Below are 19,902 nucleotides of genomic sequence, written 5' to 3' on the forward strand. Positions count from 1 at the left end.
TTGACGTTATTGATAGCCCTTCTCGGCTCTCGTTACCTTTTCTAAATACCTGCGAGATTCAGCTCGCGGGTGCTTTTTCGTCAATACATAATATACATTGTTGGGCTGATGCTCATTAATCACTTTTACTGCCGTTTTTCGATCGCGATGAAAACTTTTTAATACATTACCTGTACCACCGTTATAAGCTGAAATTATTGCATAGTGTTGGCTAACACGATTGTTAACACCACTAAGATAATTGTTTTGCAGTAAGTGTAAATACGCCGTGCCCACATCAATATTGAACGCTGGGTTAAATAACTGCTGTTTACTGGGTTGACCTTGTTTGTTTTTCACTTTTTGATAAACGTCTGCGCCGGCTGTACTAGGGACGACTTGCATTAAACCGTAAGCATTAGCCTGACTAACAGCATAAGGGTTAAAGCTACTTTCTGTTTCAATAATACCGTAAATTAATTCAGGCTTGATTTGGTACTTTTGTGATGAAGCTAGTACATATTGGCTATATTTTTGCTGGCGCAGGTGCTGATGGGCATCTATCAATGAAAACTGTACGCGCAATAGTTGACGGTTATGTATTTGTCTATTTTCAAGCTTTGTTTTGGTTAAATGCTTTGCGAAGCGCCCTGCTCGCCACTGGTATTGAATAGGCTTATTGTCTTGATCAAGTACTTGTCCGTACAAAAAAGGAGTACCGTTTAATGTCGGTCTATCACTACTAAATATATCATTTTTTCGCGGATCTTCTGGTGTAAGCAACGTAATAACAATCGCTTGGTTTAAGTTTTCTAATGCAGCGTTTTTATTATTTTCAAGTAAGGTTTCAACGGTTACTAAACCATTTGGAAAGTCGACAATTGCGCGAGCTTTATAGTTATTGGTGTATTTTACATAACGTTTGTTAGTTGGAAGCTCAGTGTTCTTTTTACCCCATACCTTTTCTATGTGCTCAGTTAGTGCTTTTATCAGTGCTTCAATATCGGCTAAGTCTTGTTGTGCCAATTGGCCTGTTTTAATTGCTTGATCAGCGATGGCTATTACGTTTTTATCATCGGCCTCTATTTGCTTAACAAGTTCTTGAGCACTTTTAATTGAAGATAAGTTTGGCGTGGTTTTACAACTGATTAATAGACAACAAAAAAAGAATAGAATAATGAATTTCATAAAACCGTTTATCTATCAAATATAGCTATGAAGTAAGGTATTACAAAGTATAACCTTTATTGGCTTAGTATGAGCAGCGCTATATTTCAATTAGCTTAACAACCTGAGGTTACTGCACCTGTTACAGGCTCGTCACCATTGTTGGGGTTTCCATAATAGGCAAAGCATGCATCTAGCACATAACCTTCAGGCCAAATAAATAGTTTTGTACCGGTAGATAAGCCCGGAAAAGTAGGTGTTTCGCCTGATGGCCGATTGCCAAGTACACAAAATTCAGAGCCCGTGCACGGCACCGTATACCAATCAGGTGTCCAGGTTGTAACTGGGAAGTTGGTGTCAATCCAAAGCCTAACTTGAGGTGCGCTTGCTTGTGGATATCCACCTAACAATACAATGTCATCACCATCTAACTCAACCGTTGTCGTTGCATTTTGAATTTCTTTTTTCATTAACACTAGATTAAGGCCTGACGATAAATTGCCAGCCATATTCTCAACTTTAGCTGCAGTAGCATCTGATGTTAAGTCAATAAATTTAGGTGCTGCAGTTGCGGCTAAAATACCTAAAATAACGATGACAATAACAAGCTCTATTAAAGTAAAACCGTTTCGCATAATACTCAATCCATTAAGGGTAAAAGAAGTTGAATGTGTTAGTAGTCGTTAAATTACTATTGTTGATAGTAAAGTCATGGTAGACAACAAATTATCGATAAACAAGTGGTTATAGGTCTGTTGATTGGGGTGAAACTAAAATCGCCTAAAAGTTGACCTTATTTGTTTTATCACTATAATAAGTTTCGATTTGAAACTAAACGAAAGATAAAATGTCGAAACGTAACACGCAACAACGCCGTCATATTATTATCACTGAGGTAAATTCGGTGGGTGAAGTCAGTGTAGAAGCACTAGCGAAACGATTTGATATTTCAGAAGTTACTATTCGAAAAGATTTGGCCGCGCTAGAAAAAAGTGGTTTACTGCTTCGCCGATATGGTGGTGCGGTGCCATTACCGCAAGAAATTACTGACGCTAAAGAGTCAAAAGTTTCGGTTCAAAAGTTAGCGATAGCAAAAAAAGCAGCAACGCTCATTAAAGATCATTATCGCGTGGTAATAGACAGTGGTCGAACAACATCAACCATCATTGAGCATTTAGCTGATAAACGTGGTTTAGTCGTGATGACTAACTCAATGAAAATCGCGGGTCGTTTACATGAATTAGAAAATGAACCGACTATTTTGATGACCGGTGGAACGTGGGATCCTACCTCTGAATCATTTCAGGGACAAATTGCTGAGCAAGTTTTGCGATCATACGATTTTGACCAATTATTTATTGGTGCTGATGGTATTGATGCTTTGAGGGGTACTACAACCTTTAACGAGTTAATAGGCTTAAGCCGAGTAATGGCTGAAGTTGCCAGAGAAGTTATAGTTGTGGTTGAATCCGACAAAATCGGTCGAAAAATCCCCAATTTAGAGTTGACGTGGCAACAGGTAGATACATTAATTACTGATGATCTTTTAGCTGATTCAGTAAAAAAACAACTAATCGAGCAAGGTGTAAATGTTGTTATTGCACCACTCAATAATCAAATATAAAAAGGAAAGGTGTATGTGTGGCATTGTAGGTGCAGTAGCACAGCGTGATGTAGCGGATATTTTAGTCGAAGGTTTAAAGCGTCTAGAATACCGAGGTTATGATAGTGCTGGTGTAGCAATTATTGATAGCGAAAGCCAACTAAAACGTGCTCGTCGTTTAGGTAAAGTGCAAGAATTGGCTGACGCATTATCTGAACAACCACTTACCGGTGGTACAGGTATCGCTCATACGCGTTGGGCAACGCATGGCGTGCCAAGTGAAGCAAATGCTCATCCACATATTTCTTCAGATAATATCGCTGTTGTACACAATGGTATTATTGAAAACCATGAAGAATTACGTACGCAGCTTCAAGGCTTAGGCTACGTATTTACTTCAGAAACGGATACTGAAGTTATTGCTCACCTTGTTCATCATGAATTAAAAAATCACGATACCTTATTAAGTGCTGTGCAAGCGACAGTTAAGCAACTTGAAGGTGCTTACGGTACAACAATCATGGATACAAACGATAAAGATCGTGTTGTTGTTGCCCGTTCTGGTAGCCCATTAGTCATAGGCTTTGGTGTTGGTGAGAATTTTATCGCATCAGACATGATGGCATTATTACCGGTTACTCGTAAATTTTGTTTCTTAGAAGAAGGTGACGTTGCCGAAGTAACACGCTTTGAAGTTAACATTTTTGATTCAGCAGGCAAGCCTGTAATACGTGAAGCAAAAGAGTCTGAAGTAAGTCATGATGCCGGTGACAAAGGTGAATATCGTCATTACATGCTTAAAGAGATTTACGAGCAACCAACAGCCATTCGTAATACGTTAGAAGGCCGTTTTGAGCAAGGTTTATTAGATACCCAAACATTTGGCCCTGGTGCTGATGAAATCTTTAAAGAGATTGAGCACGTGCAAATTATTGCCTGTGGCACGTCTTACCACTCAGGTATGGTTGCCCGTTACTGGTTAGAAGCACATGCCGGTGTGTCTTGTAATATAGAGATTGCCAGTGAGTTCAGATACCGTAAATCTCACGTGCCTAAAAATGCGATGATCGTGACTATCTCACAATCTGGTGAAACAGCAGATACGTTAGCAGCACTTCGCTTAGCTAAAGAGTTAGGTTACCGTTCAAGTTTAACGATTTGTAATGTGCCGGGTTCGAGCTTAGTACGTGAATCAGATTTGGCGTTTATGACTAAAGCTGGCGCAGAGATTGGTGTGGCTTCAACTAAAGCGTTTACGACACAGTTAGTTGGCTTAATGATGATGACCTTAGCTTTAGGAAAACATCATGGTATGAGTGAAGAAGCGCAAAAAGAAATGGCGAGTGCGCTAGTGACTTTACCTAATAAAGTTGAAGAAGTGTTAGCTTTAGCTGATTCTATCGAAGGTTTAGCAGAAGATTTTGCTGATAAGCACCATTCACTATTCTTAGGGCGCGGTGATCAATACCCTATCGCTATGGAAGGAGCATTAAAACTTAAAGAAATCTCATACATTCACGCAGAAGCATATGCTGCAGGTGAACTTAAACATGGTCCATTAGCATTGATTGATGCTGAAATGCCAGTGATTGTAGTAGCGCCAAAGAATGACTTGATTGAAAAGTTAAAATCAAACGTTGAAGAAGTGCGCGCGCGTGGTGGTTTAATGTATGTATTTGCCGATAATGACGCTAAGTTCGAAAGCGACGATACAATGAAAGTGATTAACGTGCCTCATTGTGACGATTTAATCGCGCCAATAGTTTACACGTTACCATTACAGTTACTTTCATATTACGTAGCTATAATTAAAGGCACAGACGTTGACCAACCGCGTAACTTAGCTAAGTCGGTTACTGTTGAGTAACTAATTGATTTAATCTATTAAGTTGTAGATTCTAAATAAAGTTGGAAACAACACTCAGAAAAGCCCTAGCATTTACATGTTAGGGCTTTTTTTATGATCCCATTGCGCATGCCAAGCACTCGTATGGTAAGTGGCTTTAAATGTTTATGCCTTACCTATGTATATGAAATATATAATAAATAGGAGTTGACGTAATAGTGGCGGCGCTTAACCTTAGCCCTGCCTGTATTAAAACACTATTCGCAGTTGAGGCAGAACCAAATCGTTCTAATCAACATGAATTAAATGGCGTAGCACAACTAAAGACCATCTTGGGTTTACCTAGGCGACCTTTTAATGCACGCTTTTCTATTCGAGGCTAAGGCTGCAGTGGTAGAGTGATTTTGGCCACCTAAGTAGAGGATGTTATGATTAATTCATAGCAGTATTAGGTGAAGATAATGGCGAAGACGTCACGTAAAAATTTCAGTCCTGAATTTCGACTTTTACTACCGAAGCAAGAAAAGTGGCGGTAAAACGGCTGAGGTTCGCGTTCTGGATCAATGATGACCTAATTTAGCCGATAGAAAGTTAAAGCTTTACAACGCCGCTATAGTGGTTATCACTATAGCGGCGTTTGAGTTCACTTCAACGATTCGGCTGCCAGAAACAGATGAACGATGGTCTGCCACCTTCTATGGCATAAGCTGGTAAATTCGACGAGCTGGAGCAAACCTTACCCTCTTTGGTAAAGACCATATCTCGCAGGAAAGTCACACGAGTAGGGCTTGGGAAAGCTCTAAAGCTTTCGGTCACAGGGTCAAAGGTAAACACTCGGTCTGAAGCGTTTGACGTGAGCCAAATTTCACCAGTCTTCGGATGGATATTCAACGCGTACGGTGTTTCGACCTGATTGTCAGCCAAGGTTGGAATGTCATAGGTCGAGAACTTTTTGGTAGCGCTATCAAACTTCATTAGCGCGCCCTCTTCGAACGAAGGAATCCACAGGTTTCCATAGGTATCAAATCGCGGGCGTCGCGGCCCCTTAAGTGGGGTGTCAAATTCTTCGATATCTAATGTATCTGGATCGATGACGCCAATTTTGTGGGCATCTAGTTTCGAATACCAAATTTGCCCTGTCGTTGGGTGAACATCGAGCCCATAGGGCATCGTCAGCACCTCACGACCAATCTGCATTGTTTTATGGTGCGACCAATTCGGATAGATATCCCAATCTTTAAAGTTTGCAGCCAGATCGAGCACCGTTGGAAGAAATGCATCAGTCATCCAACGCTTCCATCCATTAGAGGGAAGATCAATGATTTCCTTTTCTTTGCTAATTGGATCGAAACGTACCACCTGATTCGAGGCCGCCACGGTGAACCAGAGGATCCCATCATCATCAATACGAATAGTATGGAGATAGCGGGTATCTTCTCCAATATCAAACATTTCAAATTGCTTCGTGTGAATATCGAAGCTAATTAGGTACGAGCTTAGTGAATTGGTAATCCACAGCTTATTGGTACGTTTGTCCTCGACCATACTGTGCGGGCCGTGCTTGCCCGTGAAAATACCCAACGGTAGCTCTAAACCCGAAAAGTAGCCACCCACCGGCATGTCGATATCAGGAAGTGGATATTCAACAATTTTGCCAGTGATAGGATCCAGCTCCCAGATAATGTCATGGCCTTCATCCGCACCGTAGAACTTCCCATTACTCGCAACATCAGCATCATGAATAAACGATAAGCCGTCGCCTGCAAACCATTCTTCGATCACTGTTTGTGATAGCTGATCATGATCTTCATAGGTTTTCACCGAATCAATCATTTGACCATCGAAGCCTTCAGCGAGCACTTGAGCGATTCGCTGGGCTTCATCATCTGTCAACATCGAAATATACCCCTCCATGCGATTGATAGTTTGCAACCACGCTCCTGCATCACGACGGGTACGAGTTAGTGAATTACCGATTTGATGACAGTAATTACATTGGCTAACAAACGCTTCATGAGCGTCTTCGACACCGGTCCAATCAAGCATGGCGGCGTGAGCGGAAGCAGGCAGACTCTCTGTTTTTTCACGGTCATTTTTTTCGCGCTCAAGGGTAAAATTGATATCCATCACGTGATCACCCTGCTGGGTAATCGTTTGGGAATAATCGGCATAAAACGGTGTCCGTACGCGAATAGGTAAGCTACCTTCGAATTCGTGCACCAGTTGAAAGTTTCCGTCAGTATCGGTGAATCCAGTCTTGCGAATCTCACTATCGCTAGAAGAGATACTAATCATCGCTCCGCTGACCGGCAGCCCCTCTGGCGAAAGAACCTGCCCGTTGATAGTACCTGCAGTAACTGCTGTTGCCGCCATCGAAAGGCTGAGGCCCATCACTACTTTTCTCATTGTTGAACCTCCTTTCCGTAGCCAACGATCACGCTCAATTTACGAAGTAATCTTCTATAGGTTGTTTTGGGTAATAAACGGCTGATTAAATTGGTCACTTTCCCATTTGGGCCAGTGTAGAGAACCTGCTGTCCGCGCACTACAGCTCTTACGATATCATTCGCCACGACACTCGGGTGTGCGCCATGATTTACGTAATAGTTCTGCAATCGCTCCAATTGTTCCGCAGTGATATCTGAGCCAATCATCCCCGTATTTTTGACAATAGCAGTATTGATCACGGCCGGATGAACGCATAGCGTCGACACATTTGAGCCAGCAAGTTCAATCGCCAGTGACTCGGTAAACCCCTCGACCGCATACTTTGATGACACATAAGCAGTCAGATTAGGCATGGGTGACTTGCTTGATAGTGATGATACATTTACCAATACACAGGATTGGTCACTATCTTTCATTGGCTGTAAAAATGCTCGGCAGCCTGATACTACCCCAAACACGTTGATATCATAGGTTTTTCGCCACATTTCAGGTGTGGTCGCTTCGAAGCCCGCATGAAACCCAATACCGGCATTATTGATGACCACATTAGGGCAGCCCATTTGCGCGATAACTTCATTAGCAACCAGAATAAATTGCTCTTCATTTGATACATCGAGCTGGTATGTGCGGCAGTCGACTCCGAGCGCGGAAATCATTGTCTTAGCGCGAACTAAGCCAGCCTCATTAATATCTGTTGCTGCAATTGAGTACCCCTCTCGAGCAAACGCGAGTGCGCATTCGAGACCAATGCCGTCTGCAGCACCGGTAATAAACACAATATTCATTGTTAACTTTACCCAAATTATTGTTATTGATAATTCATACTACGGGCGTAAACTAAGCGAAAATTGATTTTTCACGCAACTCAATGATTTCTATACGCCACATTCAATTACCGATTACCGCCACCGCCGGCCTCGATTACGTACTCAAGAGTTATGGCTCTTCATTAATTGAGCTATTGACCGAGCTGAAACTGACCTACGCTGATTTCTACATCGATGATAAGACTGTCGATGGGCTTGTTTTTAACGACGTGATCGAGCAGGCCGCATATCAATTTAGCAACGCCAATTTAGGAATTGAGCTCGCGAAGTATCAAAGCTTTGAAATTCTCAACACAGCATCACCCGATATCACCGCCAATTGTATTGGTGACATTGTCGAGCAAATGATGAGTCGATTAGCCATACACTCACCTGCGCTTGCTGTGCACATCATGGGGGAAGACCCTATTGGAATTTGCTATGAGATCAGCACGTCCGCGTTTCCGTCATCGTATCGCCGTCGTCACCTCTCCGAACGGCAAGTCACAGAGCTTGGTTTGGCTATATGCGTTTATGAGTTCAAAGCGTTACTAGGGGCATTGTGGCAACCGGCCTATTGCTTGTTTCGGCACAGTTCGCCCTCAACAAGCGGATTATCAAAGTCGGTATTCGGGGGTAATGTTTTCTATCAACAGGATGTAAATGGAGTATTCCTGTCGAAAGACGACTGGTATCGTCAATTTGACTCTTCATCCACACGTCTTGCAGAGGCGTTCACTCAACGAGAACAGCCCCTCCCTTTGGTCTATCAAGTCCAACGGACAGTCAAGTCATTGTTTTCATATTCCAAGCCTACGCTGGCAACAACGGCGGAGTACTTGAGTCTCTGTAGGCGAACACTGCAGTTTCAGCTCCAACGCGAAGGGCAAACTTTTCAGCGAGTTCTCGACGGCGTTCGCTTAGATCTTGCAAACTACTATTTGGCTACCACGCCATTGAGCATCGCGGCAGTCAGTGAACGACTGCATTTTTCGGAGTCTGCGGTGTTTACTCGGTTTATCAAGAAACATACTGGATTAACACCTAAACAATATCGACGTTTATTGAAAGATGGCATTGATTAAAAATTTGATGCAAAGACATTAACGTACTTCGAGATATTACCGAGTTTGCGCGGTCGACCTAGCTAGACTTAATCGAGCATGCAACACTAAAAACAATGTAAGGTTACAATGAATAGAGCACCGAGGGATGGTGCAGAGAAGATAAGGAATTTATAAATCATGACTTAGAAACGCCGTATTCTCGTGCTGTCTACATACCCCTAACACCGTCTCTGACGTTAATGAGCTTCCACAATACTTCCATCAATGAACAACCACTGAGGGGCATTTAAACGAGATATAAATTGAAAAACCTCAGTTATTACGCCTTTACTAGACCAAAAATTAAAGCCGTCTAAATACGGCACCCCTTGCACTAAAGTACTTATTTTTATCTTTAATTTAGGTAATATTAGATTTACACAGAAAAAGAATCAATTTATGACGAAGCACTTAAAAACCTTTTCTTTATTAGTAAGTAGCGCATTAATATACGCATCAGTATTTTGTAATTTGGCTTTTTCTAAAGAATCAAATAAAGCTGAAGATATCGAAAAAATTGTTGTCACCAATTCGCGATATGCCACCGAACTTGGCGCTATCAGTCGTTCAATAAACATCTATGACGCTACGTTGATCGAACAAGTACAAGTTGACCATATTCAGCAGGTATTAAATCAACAAGCAGGTGTTTTTATTAATCGAAATTCAGGGCAAGAAATGCTGCTTGCAATCAGATCTCCGGTATTAACGGGGGCAGGCGCTTGTGGAAGCTTTTTGACAATGGAGAACGGCGTTCCTTTAAGGCCAACGGGCTTCTGTAATGTCAATGAACTGTTTGAAAGTCATTATGAACTTGCAGAGCGCATAGAGGTTATAAAAGGGCCAAGTTCAGTCTTTTATGGCAGCGGTGGATTACATGGCGGGATAAATATTATCAACACAGCCGCTCAATCTCGCTCACCTTTTATCAAAGGCACGGTTGGTCAATGGGGTTATCAACAGTTGAGTTTTTTAGCCAATAACGATTTGAATGCGCTATCTGCATCTATTTCTCATGATGGCGGGTATCGAGATGAATCAGGCTTTGAGCAACAAAAAATATCCTTTAGTAACTTAACTGAGTATCAAGGTGTTGATATTCAATCGACTATTACCGCGACCAACCTTAATCAAGAAACTGCAGGCTATATTGTTGGCAAAAATAGCTATAAAGATAGAGAGTTAAGTAAGTCGAACCCTAACCCTGAAGCTTACCGTGATGCAAAAGCGTTTCGAATCTCTCAACGTTATGACTTTAACAATGGCCTAATGATCACGCCTTTTGCTAGATATTCCGACATGGAGTTTTTGCAACATTTTGTGCCGGGTAAGCCTGTTGAAAAAAATCAGCATTATAGCTTCGGTGTTCAGAATCAATATCACTGGATCTATTCATCTAATCTAAGTGTAGATGTTGGACTAGATATCGAATTTGCCAATATTTCATTGCTAGAAGAGCAAGATAAACCAACCGAAGGTTCAGCTTTTTTAATGGCAACAATACCGGAAGGCAAACATTATGATTATCAAGTTGATGCGTTAACAGTTGCTGGTTTTGTTGGTGCTAATTATGCGTTGAACGATAAGTTTTCTGTTACTGGAGGAGTTAGGCTTGAGCGCATTGATTATGACTACACCAATAAGATGAATGCTGGTCGTGTTGATGAAGACGGCAATGAATGTGGTTTTGGTGGCTGTCGTTTTTCACGCCCGGAAAATAGCGATGATAATTTTACTATCGCATCACCAAAAATTGGTTTGGTGTATCAAGAGCAAAATTCAGCAGGCTTTATTAATGTTAGCCACGGTTTTAGGGCGCCTCAAACAACCGAATTATACCGTTTACAACGTGAGCAACAGGTATCAGATTTAGCGCCGGAAGAAATGGTAGGCATAGATGCAAGCTGGTCACAAACACATGATCAAATGACCTATTCAATTCAAGCGTATTGGTACGAGAAAAGTAATGTCATATTACGAGACAATGACTACTTTTATGTGAGTGACGGTGAAACCGAGCATAAAGGTTTGGAGCTGAGTCTGTCTTCGCTGATCACAAATAATGTCAGAGTAGATGCTAACCTGGCATACGCTAGGCACATTTACGCTAACAACCCGAATTTAAGCGTTGAAAATATTGTCGGTAATGACATATCTAATGCGCCAAACTTGATAGGAAATGCCGCTGCAATTTATCAAACAGAGGGTTTGGAGCTGTCAATAAACGCCCAATATATTGACGATTACTACTTGAACCCAGAAAATACCTCAACTTATGAAGGGCATACTGTGTTTCATCTTCGTTCAAAAATTGAGGCCTCACCGAATTTAAGTCTTTTTATCAACATAGATAATTTATTTGATAAAAAATATGCTGAGCGAGCAAACTATTCTTCATTTACTGGTGAACGATATTTTCCTGGTCTCCCCCGAAATATCAAAGCTTCAGTGAAGTATGAATTTTAAGTAATGGGGATATGTTGAGGCTTTGAAGTGATAAGCCAGTTTGACGCATATCATGCTAACGTGCTCTTTAACGAGCCGCCGTCAGTATTTAGCGTTCTGTTGTTTTTCTACTATTTAGCTGGTTTTTATAGATCTCATAACTATTTATTAGGAATATGACATATCATTTGAAAGGGCTCCTATCTGAGCCCTTTTTATTAGTGAGTTTAACGACGTTACAAAGTCTTGAATATTCATAAATAGATCATTACCAACATTCACTAAAATAACGCTCAGGCAATTGTTTAAAATGTTATTGAAAAAACGGCCGCCACCAGAACCGCTTTTTTTGATGGTTTGTTTAATGATGGTGACGACCGCCCCTCCCTTGAGCGCTTTTGTTAACGTTTCTAGATGGTTTGTGCCTTGTCTTTGCCGTTTTGAGGCTACTTGGCTTTGCTGTGCTGCGAGGCGCTTTTGACGCTTTGGGTTTTGAAGCGTACTTGTCTTGTTTATATGCTCGATTAAGCGATTTATCGCTTTGCTCTTTCGCGTAACGTGTTTGTTTATCTTGCGTTACATGTTTTGTTGCTCGCTGTTGTTTATTTTTATGGGCGCTGTAGCGGTTTTTGTTTGTTTTAGTTTGGTTTTTACTTTTTCTATGAGTCGTGGTTTTTGTTGTCGTAACACGATGGGTTTTAGCCACTTTACCTTGTAACTTTTGGTGACGCGTTGTCGTAACTTTTGTTGATTTGTGATGCGTTACTTTCTGCTTTTCATGCATCCGCTGTGTTTTTGTGTAGTACTTGCTTGGGCGATGGCTCTTATACTTAGTGCTCACTTTCGCATTATGGTAGGCGACACCTCTACGATGGCTCGGGTTGTGGTGCCAGCGCTTGCCATTACTATATCCACCATGAGATACGTGTTTTTTATGGCCATGGTGCGGCGGTCCATAATGCTTGTGATGGTGCGATACAACAATGTGATGGCTGTGCCAATGAAAGCTACTAAAAAAGAAGTTAAAACCAATATGAACGCCAGTATGCCAATAGAAAGGGGTGCTGTGCACTACGACGCGATGACCATAGTGCGGGTAGTGCCAATATACTGGTGGATAATGAGCCCAGTGCCAGCCACCGTATACAACTCGGGTATCGTAATAAGGTACGTATATAACTTCTTTTTCAGCAGGCTCAATAATAATCGTTTTCTGCTCTTTAACGACTTTCACATTTTCCATTTTGTCTAAGTTGCCGGCTTCTTCAGCTTTTGATCTTAGTTCTTGGATTGTGGCAAGTACTTGCTCTTCATCTTGCAAAAACGCATCACCTAGTTGTTGAGTCCAACTAAGCTCGGTACTCATTTTTTCAAGTACAGTAGGAAATGAAATCAATGCAATAATACTAGGGTCCCAATCAAAAGCTTCCACTGCTTCAGCAATTTCCTTACCTTTTACTTTTGGGTTCTTTTCTGCCCAACGATGCGCTTCAATGACTTCAATTGGGTAAGTTGAGGCAATTAACACATGCGTTAGCAAACTATCTGGATACAGTGCTATAGGTGCTAAAACCTGTGCTACCTGCCCTTTTTTAAGTTCCGTAGCCGGTGAGGTACTTTCTGAGCTTTCAGCATATACCGATGTTGTAAACAACGTGCCAACGAGCAATGTACCGACAATAAAATAATGATTGAAGGTTTTCATGATTCTGTCCTTATCTGAAAAGGTAGAATCATCTTAATTGAACAAAACTGAACGCAAGCTGAACAGTTTGAAAGGTTAAAAACGTGAGTTGTGAAAAGTTAGCGTGAAGCTGGCGCCACCGAGTTGATGTGATTGACTAATGGTCAATTGGCCCTGGTAACTTTCGACGAGATCTTTGACGATGGCTAAGCCAATGCCATGGCCTTGACTGTATGTATCTGAACGTGTGCCACGGGTGAGAATATCTTCTTTTAAGTTGTCTGAAATACCGATGCCGTCATCTTCTACTTGGCAAATCAATGAATTATTTTTTATATCAATCGACAGTAAAACTTTATTATTGGCGGCTTTGCAGGCGTTATCGAGTAAGTTACCCAACATTTCCATGAAATCGACTTCATCGCCTTTAAAAATATCACTATCTGTAATCGACTGTGAGGTTTCAATATGAACATCACGGTAGAGTTTACGTAATGTCTTTGTCAGTTTTTGCACCACGGGCTTTATCGCAACACCTAAGTGCCATGAGGATTCGCCGGCCGATTGTGCCCGTTTTAATTGATGCTCTATCATCTGATTTAACGTACGTAATTGTTCTTGAGTACTTGGCGTTAAGTTATTTTGGCTTTGAATAACGGCAAGTGGCCCTTTTAAGCTATGTGCTAAATCTGAAAGTGCATTTCTAAAGCGCTGGCGCTGTGACTGTTCGGTTTTTAATAATGTATTGAGCTGCTTGGTGACTTGATCTAACTCTTGCGGGTAATTTTTTTCAATGGTCATCGCTCTGCCTGTTTCAATACTATTTAGCTCTTTTTTCAAGATTTTTAATGGTTTTAATGACCACAATAGCCATGCAATTTGCACCACCATGAAAAATACCATAAGGGCTAATAGCCATAACCATAGCTCTTTTCTAAAATCGTTAGTAACGGCAGTAAATGTAGATAAGTCTTTAATAATATGTAGAGTAAAAGGGAATTGTGATGAGGCATCAACAAAGCTGACACTAAAGCTATACACAGCATGTGGCTGGTTATTTATGTCGAGTTGATAAAAGGCAAAATCCCCTAATCGGGGGTATTGAAAGGTTTTAGGTATTGTTAACGTGAGCATCGATGAACTTTGCCATAACACCGGTTGTTTCTGGCCTTGGTTTGTTGATATTAAAGCATATAACCCTGACTGACTGACATTGAATTGATTTTCAAGCAGCTGTTCAGGCATGACAAGTTGCTTATCTTCAACATCTGCTACAGCTAAAATACTATAAACATAAGCACTAAGTTCTTGTTGTAGCGCATTCTTTAGTTTGCTTTCAAATGCTTGGTTTAATGCAACCCCTATGATGGGTAACGTAACGCCAATAATTAAGATCGCACTGGCAACTAAGCGAAAACGGATTGAATTAAGTTTCATAGCTTCTTAATCGATAACCTTGCCCGCGAAGTGTTTCTATTAGCTGGAAACTATTGTTTGGATCGAGTTTTTTTCTAAGTCGTCTGATGAATACTTCTATCACATTTGAATCTAAATCAAAGTCTTGATCATAGATGTGCTCTGTTAACTTAGTTTTAGACATAACTTCGTCAATATGATGCATCAAATACTCAAGTAATTTGTATTCTGAGCCACTCAAGCTTATAAGATTGCTTTCCATATAAACTTGTTGGGTCGCCGTATTTAAACGTAAAGGGCCATTTTCTATCACAGGACTTGCTTTACCTGCTGCCCTACGTATTAATGCATTTAGCCTTGCAGCGAGCTCTTCTGGGTGAAAAGGTTTAGTCAGGTAGTCATCGGCGCCAGCTTCTAAACCATTTACTTTGTCTTGCCAGTGATCTCTGGCGGTTAATACGATAATAGGAAAGCCAATTTTTTGTTCGCGAATTGCTTTTATAACGCTAATACCATCTTTTTTAGGCAGGCCTACATCAATGATTGCAGCGTCGTAAGCACACTCTACCGCTTGAAATAGCCCATCTTCGCCATCACTAGCGACATCAATAGAGTATTTTTCTTTAGTCAGTTGTTCGACTAAGTTAGCCTGTAATTGTTGGTCATCTTCTATCAGTAATAAGCGCATAAGTTATTTTCCCTAGTGCTCTTTTACTCGACCCGTATCAGCATAAACCGACACGTTAACCACCTGCCCGTTTCCTTTGATCAATTTAACTTTATAGACCTTGCTACCTTTAGATTTGTTTGATTTCACCTTTAATACCTTGCCGCCGTATCGTTGTTTAACAATTTGAGCAGCCTGGTTGGCACTTTTCACAGCAGGCGCATTAGCACTATAGCTTTGAGCACTAATAAGCAAATGACAAAGTAGAAAAAGTGGCAACAAGTATTTCATTGTGAAAACAAAGCTCCTAAATAGGTAATGTCTCTCAGTTTAAATTATTGGATCTTGTAAATAAACGATTATTGCTCGCTAGTTTATGTCGTTATACCTGAACCGAACCTGAACAAGGTAATCACAAAAAAATCACACGTGTTCAGCTTGCGTTCATTTTGGTTGGTTTTAAATGAAGTCATTGAAACGGAAAAAGGAATACCACTATGAGCAAGTCTATCCAATTACTCACTAAATTTACTAAAGCTATCGTATCAGGCATTACGCATTTTTCGTTGCTTGCTTGTGTTGTTATGACACCCTTTGCACTTGCGGAGCAAGCAACAGTAGATGCTCCTATTCAAGCTATCTCCGCGGGAGGTTTGAAAAATGAATTAACACCTGAGCGTAAAACAACGCTTTTGACGCAAGCTAAAGAGCAGGCGGAGTTACCTTTAGTAGGAAAAACGCGTGAACAAATGAAGTCGCAAAAGGCTGTGATGAAAATGAACAAGTCGAGCTCACGAGAGAAACATTTGGGTTATTACCACAGCTTTAACCTTTATGACGCAACATCGTATTTAGAAGAAGATATTGATTATGATGGCTTTTATCGTACTTTTTCAGTGGTTTTTGATGCCGACGTGATTAGCGATTTTAGTGAAGTGAGTGAAGTATATGCAGAGCTTTACCTGAGTGTGAATGGTGGCCCATGGAGACATTATTTTACGACAGATTCCTTCCTAATTTATGGAGAGAGTAGTGACGATGAATATGAAGTCGTAACAACGTTACTTGAGGGATATCATACAGATCATTACGACGTGCTTATCGACCTATATGAGATTGGTTATCCTGATATCGTTGCAACACTAAGTTCCGATGAAGACAACGATCTATACGCGCTACCGTTAGAGAGTGTTGAATATGACTATTATGAAGAGTATTACGACAGTCATAGCCATGGACATGGTGGTTCAATGGGCATCTTTTTTATTGCTTTATTAGCGACCAGCCTAGTTTGTAAAAGGTTGTCACATCTAATTTAAAGCGATGCCTACCTATAAAGCGGTTATTTTTGATGACCGCTTTTTCATTTTAATAGAGAAAAGCAGCTTCTCATATATTGTTGATTAATAAAAATATTACGTAATTAGAAAAATATATTGTGTCAGCCCTTCGACAACCCTATAGTGGATTAATAACAAAAAACTAAGGAAAGGCTATGTCTGAATCAGATAATCACGTTACTCGGTTAACCATTGATATTGTTCTAAAGCTAGCGATTGTTGGTGTATTAATGTGGTGGAGCTTTAGTATTATTAGCCCCTTTGTTTTAATGCTTATTTGGGCTGGTATTTTAGCTGTTGCCCTTTATCCTTTGCAGAAAAAACTTATCAAATTCGTTCCTAAAAGTGGCCTAAGTGCCAGTCTTATATCACTGTTCATCATTAGTATTCTTGTCGTGCCTGTGGTTGTTTTTGGTAACTCTACTTTTGATTCAGTCTATGAATTTTATCAAAAAGCTCAACAAGGTGGATTATCTATTCCGCAGCCAAATGAAAGTATAAAAGAGTGGCCGTTAATCGGTGACAAACTTTATGCCTTGTGGCTTGAGTTACAGCAACACACTGAAGTTTTTATTCAAGAATATAAAGAAGAAATTGGCCAAACGTTGAAAAGTGTTATTGGCGCAGCCGCTGGCACATTAGGTACGCTATTAATGTTAGTTGTGTCATTGATTATTGCAGCCGTTTTTATGAGCAAAGCAGCTACGCTAAGTAAAGCGAGTAGTACGCTGATTCACCGTGTAATGGCTGAAAATGGTGAGCGCACCAAAAGTACTATAGTGTTAACGATTCGTAGTGTGGCTACCGGTGTTTTAGGAGTAGCGCTTATTCAAGCGTTGTTAGCCGGGTTAGGTATGATCATCGCAGGCATTCCAGCGGCAGGTATTTTAACGCTTGTTGTTATGATCTGCGCAATTGCACAGCTACCACCACTTTTAGTATTAGGCCCTGTTGCCGCTTACTATTTTTCAGTAGCCGATACTGTACCAGCGGTTATTTTCCTCGTTTTTGCAATTGTTGTTAGCTTTAGTGACGCTATATTAAAGCCTATTTTCTTAGGTCGAGGCATGGATATTCCAATGCCTGTCATTTTACTTGGCGCTATCGGTGGAATGCTGATGTACGGTATTATCGGCTTATTTGTCGGTGCGGTTGTTTTAGCATTGAGTTATGAATTAATGCTTGATTGGCTCAATGTTGAGCAAGAAAAGGAAGTGTAATGTCGACAAAAACAGAAGAGCAAGTAGAACAAAGCAATAACGCCTCAGCGATTAAACTTACCAAGATATTACTAACGATAGCCTTAGTTTATTTTGTTTGGGCAATTGTAGCAGACAGGCACACACCGATAACCGATCAAGCTAGGGTTAGGGGCTTCGTAGTTCCGATTGTACCAGAGGTGGCGGGGACTATTACCAAAATGCATGTCGCTGGTGATATGCGAGTAAAACAAGGCGATATTTTATTTGAACTTGATAGTTCAGACTATCAATTAGCCTTAGAACAAGCCAATAGTCAGCTTGAATTGGCAGGGCAAGAATTAGGTGCTAATACGGCAGCTGTTGGCGCCGCTAAAGCGAGATTAGAAAAAGCTAAAGCCGACTTGATGACAAAACAAGCCAATGCAAATCGAATCTTTGCCTTAAAAGATGAAGGTATTGTCACGCTAGCTGAAATTGATCGCAACAAAGGCATGGTTGAAAAAGCTAAGCAAGAAGTACTAAATGCTGAGCAGTCTTACATCCAAGCACAACAGGTGATGGGTGAAGATGGTAGCAAAAATGCTAAAATTCAAAGTGCATTGGCAAAAGTTGCACAGGCTACATTAGATATTGAAAGAACTATTGTTCGAGCACCGGGTAATGGTTTTGTCACCTATGTAAAAATTGATGAAGGCTATTACGCTAAGAAAGGCGCCACTATCTTAACGTTTATTAGCAATGAATTTGCGTGGATTGAAGCAGCCTATAAAGAAAACAATATCGGTAATATTGTCGCAGGCAATAAGGTTGATATTTTATTAGATGCTCGACCGGGTAAAACCTTCAGTGGTGAAGTCATCAGCATTGGTTACGGTGTCAGTTTCGATAAAAACACGCCAGGTGCCTTACCTGTGCCACAAAAACCAAAAGGATGGATGCGAGATCCACAACGTTTTAACGTAGTGATTCGTTTTACTGATCTAGCTGGCGTGCAAAATTACTTGCGAGAAGGTGGTCAGGCCGATGTGATTACCTATACAGGTGAGCATTTTATTTTGAATTTGCTAGGCAAGTTTTGGAGTTGGATAACGAGTTACCTCTCTTATGTTTATTAGTTTGCAAAATGCTAGCTACCAGACAATACGTCAATATCGTCTTATTTTTGGTATTGCCTTATCGGTAGCGATAGCTTTTGCATTTAATTGGCCCCTTGCCTATTTCATGCCTTTTTTGGTGTGTAAATTTTTATGTGGTGAAAAAGCTACCTTACCCGCATCTGCATTGGTAATGGTCTTAGGTTTAGTGCTTGTTTCATTTGCTATTGGTATTCAGGTCAGCAAGATATTGCTGCCCTATCCAATTGCCTTCTTTATATTCTCTGGTCTCGCTATTTATTGGCTGGCGTATTGGAGTAATAGAGGCGGTAATGAAATTGTCGTGACTTTGCTATTTGTCTGTTTAGCCGTTGTTCCTATGCTAGCGCAAGTACATGCCGAAGCTGTAACGCAATTTACGTTAGGTTTTGCTTACTCATGTTTAAATGCGATCATCGTTACGTTATTAACATTTAAGTTATTTCCATTACCCGTAAGTACTGAAAAACAAAAAGAAACTATTGTTTGTGACAAAAGCGAAGCTCAACTATTGGCTTTATTAACGACCTTAATCGCAATGCCTGCTTTTGTTTTTTTCTTTTTATTAGATATGACAGGTGGGTTGTTAATTTTAACGTTTATCATGATTTTAGCGCAAAAGCCGGCAACCATTTTAGGCGCTAAAGGTAGCGTAGCATTGCTGGTAGGTAATATTTTAGGGGGGTGTATATCACTCTTAATGTTTGCTGTGTTGGTTGCCGTGCCAGACTATTCCTTTATCGTCATATTGTATGCATTATTGGCAGCCGCCTTTTCATTGGTGATCTTCTCATCACGCAAAATAGCGCCGCTATTCACGTTAGCAATGACTACCGTGATTGTCATTATTGGTGGTTCAACCATGGGTGACGGTGGTGCCTCATCAACCTTTTATGCTCGACTCATTCAAATTGGATTGGCTTGTTTATATGTGTTGGCCATGTCTACTGTTATTGCTGTGTTTATGAAGTACGATGCGAAAACATTGAAAGAAAAATATTTACGTTAAAAGAGCAGTGTTATACGGTTTTCGGTGGTTAGCTCGCAGGTTGTTTAATAA

Annotated in this window: 16 protein-coding genes; 8 read left to right on the forward strand and 8 right to left on the reverse strand. The window is 40.7% G+C overall.

Annotation, left to right across the window (positions count from 1 at the left end; all coding sequences use genetic code 11):
* Positions 1-6: 6 nt before the first annotated feature.
* Together QQK02_RS00270 and QQK02_RS00275 are read right to left on the reverse strand one after the other, a co-directional pair.
* A complete protein-coding gene (locus QQK02_RS00270) occupies positions 7-1,167 on the reverse strand; it encodes a murein transglycosylase domain-containing protein (RefSeq protein ID WP_284205918.1) in 1,161 nt (386 codons plus the stop codon).
* A gap of 95 nt (positions 1,168-1,262) precedes the next feature.
* Positions 1,263-1,781, reverse strand: a complete 519-nt coding sequence (locus tag QQK02_RS00275) for a type II secretion system protein (RefSeq protein ID WP_284205919.1) — start codon at positions 1,779-1,781, stop codon at positions 1,263-1,265.
* 212 nt (positions 1,782-1,993) lie between these two features.
* Here QQK02_RS00275 and QQK02_RS00280 point away from each other — a divergent pair, with 212 nt between their 5' ends.
* Together QQK02_RS00280 and glmS are read left to right on the forward strand one after the other, a co-directional pair.
* Positions 1,994-2,770: a DeoR/GlpR family DNA-binding transcription regulator gene (locus QQK02_RS00280; RefSeq protein WP_284205920.1), complete on the forward strand. Its 777-nt coding sequence runs from the start codon at positions 1,994-1,996 to the stop codon at positions 2,768-2,770.
* 13 nt (positions 2,771-2,783) lie between these two features.
* Entirely contained in the window at positions 2,784-4,616 is a 1,833-nt protein-coding gene (gene glmS / locus QQK02_RS00285; protein ID WP_284205921.1) for a glutamine--fructose-6-phosphate transaminase (isomerizing), read from the forward strand.
* A 627-nt stretch (positions 4,617-5,243) separates the two neighbouring features.
* Here glmS and QQK02_RS00290 read toward each other — a convergent pair.
* Positions 5,244-7,001, reverse strand: a complete 1,758-nt coding sequence (locus QQK02_RS00290) for a carboxypeptidase regulatory-like domain-containing protein (RefSeq protein ID WP_284205922.1) — start codon at positions 6,999-7,001, stop codon at positions 5,244-5,246.
* Complete coding sequence (locus QQK02_RS00295) at positions 6,998-7,828, reverse strand: SDR family NAD(P)-dependent oxidoreductase (RefSeq protein WP_284205923.1); 831 nt, start codon at positions 7,826-7,828, stop codon at positions 6,998-7,000. Before QQK02_RS00295 ends, QQK02_RS00290 begins: the two co-directional genes overlap by 4 nt.
* An 83-nt stretch (positions 7,829-7,911) precedes the next feature.
* On the opposite strand from QQK02_RS00295, the gene QQK02_RS00300 reads away from it, so the two are divergent.
* Positions 7,912-8,934, forward strand: a complete 1,023-nt coding sequence (locus QQK02_RS00300) for a helix-turn-helix transcriptional regulator (protein WP_284205924.1) — start codon at positions 7,912-7,914, stop codon at positions 8,932-8,934.
* Positions 8,935-9,354: 420 nt separating this feature from the next.
* Complete coding sequence (locus QQK02_RS00305) at positions 9,355-11,421, forward strand: TonB-dependent receptor (RefSeq protein WP_284205925.1); 2,067 nt, start codon at positions 9,355-9,357, stop codon at positions 11,419-11,421.
* Positions 11,422-11,761: 340 nt separating this feature from the next.
* Here QQK02_RS00305 and QQK02_RS00310 read toward each other — a convergent pair whose 3' ends face one another.
* The 4 genes from QQK02_RS00310 to QQK02_RS00325 form a co-directional block, all read right to left on the reverse strand.
* Positions 11,762-13,105: a DUF3300 domain-containing protein gene (locus QQK02_RS00310; RefSeq protein ID WP_284205926.1), complete on the reverse strand. Its 1,344-nt coding sequence runs from the start codon at positions 13,103-13,105 to the stop codon at positions 11,762-11,764.
* Positions 13,106-13,180: 75 nt separating this feature from the next.
* Positions 13,181-14,521, reverse strand: coding sequence for an ATP-binding protein (locus tag QQK02_RS00315; RefSeq protein ID WP_284205927.1), 1,341 nt, complete (start codon positions 14,519-14,521; stop codon positions 13,181-13,183).
* Positions 14,511-15,188, reverse strand: coding sequence for a response regulator transcription factor (locus QQK02_RS00320; protein WP_284205928.1), 678 nt, complete (start codon positions 15,186-15,188; stop codon positions 14,511-14,513). Before QQK02_RS00320 ends, QQK02_RS00315 begins: the two co-directional genes overlap by 11 nt.
* Positions 15,189-15,200: 12 nt before the next feature.
* Entirely contained in the window at positions 15,201-15,458 is a 258-nt protein-coding gene (locus tag QQK02_RS00325; RefSeq protein WP_284205929.1) for a PepSY domain-containing protein, read from the reverse strand.
* Between the two features lie 206 nt (positions 15,459-15,664).
* Between QQK02_RS00325 and QQK02_RS00330 the strand changes: the two genes are divergently transcribed.
* The 4 genes from QQK02_RS00330 (at position 15,665) to QQK02_RS00345 (ending at position 19,851) form a co-directional block, all read left to right on the forward strand.
* Complete coding sequence (locus tag QQK02_RS00330; RefSeq protein WP_284205930.1) at positions 15,665-16,486, forward strand: choice-of-anchor H family protein; 822 nt, start codon at positions 15,665-15,667, stop codon at positions 16,484-16,486.
* A gap of 176 nt (positions 16,487-16,662) precedes the next feature.
* Positions 16,663-17,727 carry an AI-2E family transporter gene (locus tag QQK02_RS00335; RefSeq protein WP_284205931.1) on the forward strand — a complete coding sequence of 355 codons (1,065 nt, stop codon included), beginning with the start codon at positions 16,663-16,665 and terminating at the stop codon, positions 17,725-17,727.
* Positions 17,727-18,824 carry an HlyD family secretion protein gene (locus QQK02_RS00340; protein ID WP_284205932.1) on the forward strand — a complete coding sequence of 366 codons (1,098 nt, stop codon included), beginning with the start codon at positions 17,727-17,729 and terminating at the stop codon, positions 18,822-18,824. The genes QQK02_RS00335 and QQK02_RS00340 overlap by 1 nt, the downstream gene beginning before the upstream one ends.
* Positions 18,814-19,851 (forward strand): DUF2955 domain-containing protein, encoded by a 1,038-nt coding sequence (locus QQK02_RS00345; RefSeq protein ID WP_284205933.1) that lies wholly within the window; start codon positions 18,814-18,816, stop codon positions 19,849-19,851. The genes QQK02_RS00340 and QQK02_RS00345 overlap by 11 nt, the downstream gene beginning before the upstream one ends.
* Positions 19,852-19,902: the final 51 nt, after the last annotated feature.

This window comes from Thalassotalea eurytherma, assembly GCF_030161415.1.
Lineage (GTDB): Bacteria > Pseudomonadota > Gammaproteobacteria > Enterobacterales > Alteromonadaceae > Thalassotalea_G > Thalassotalea_G eurytherma.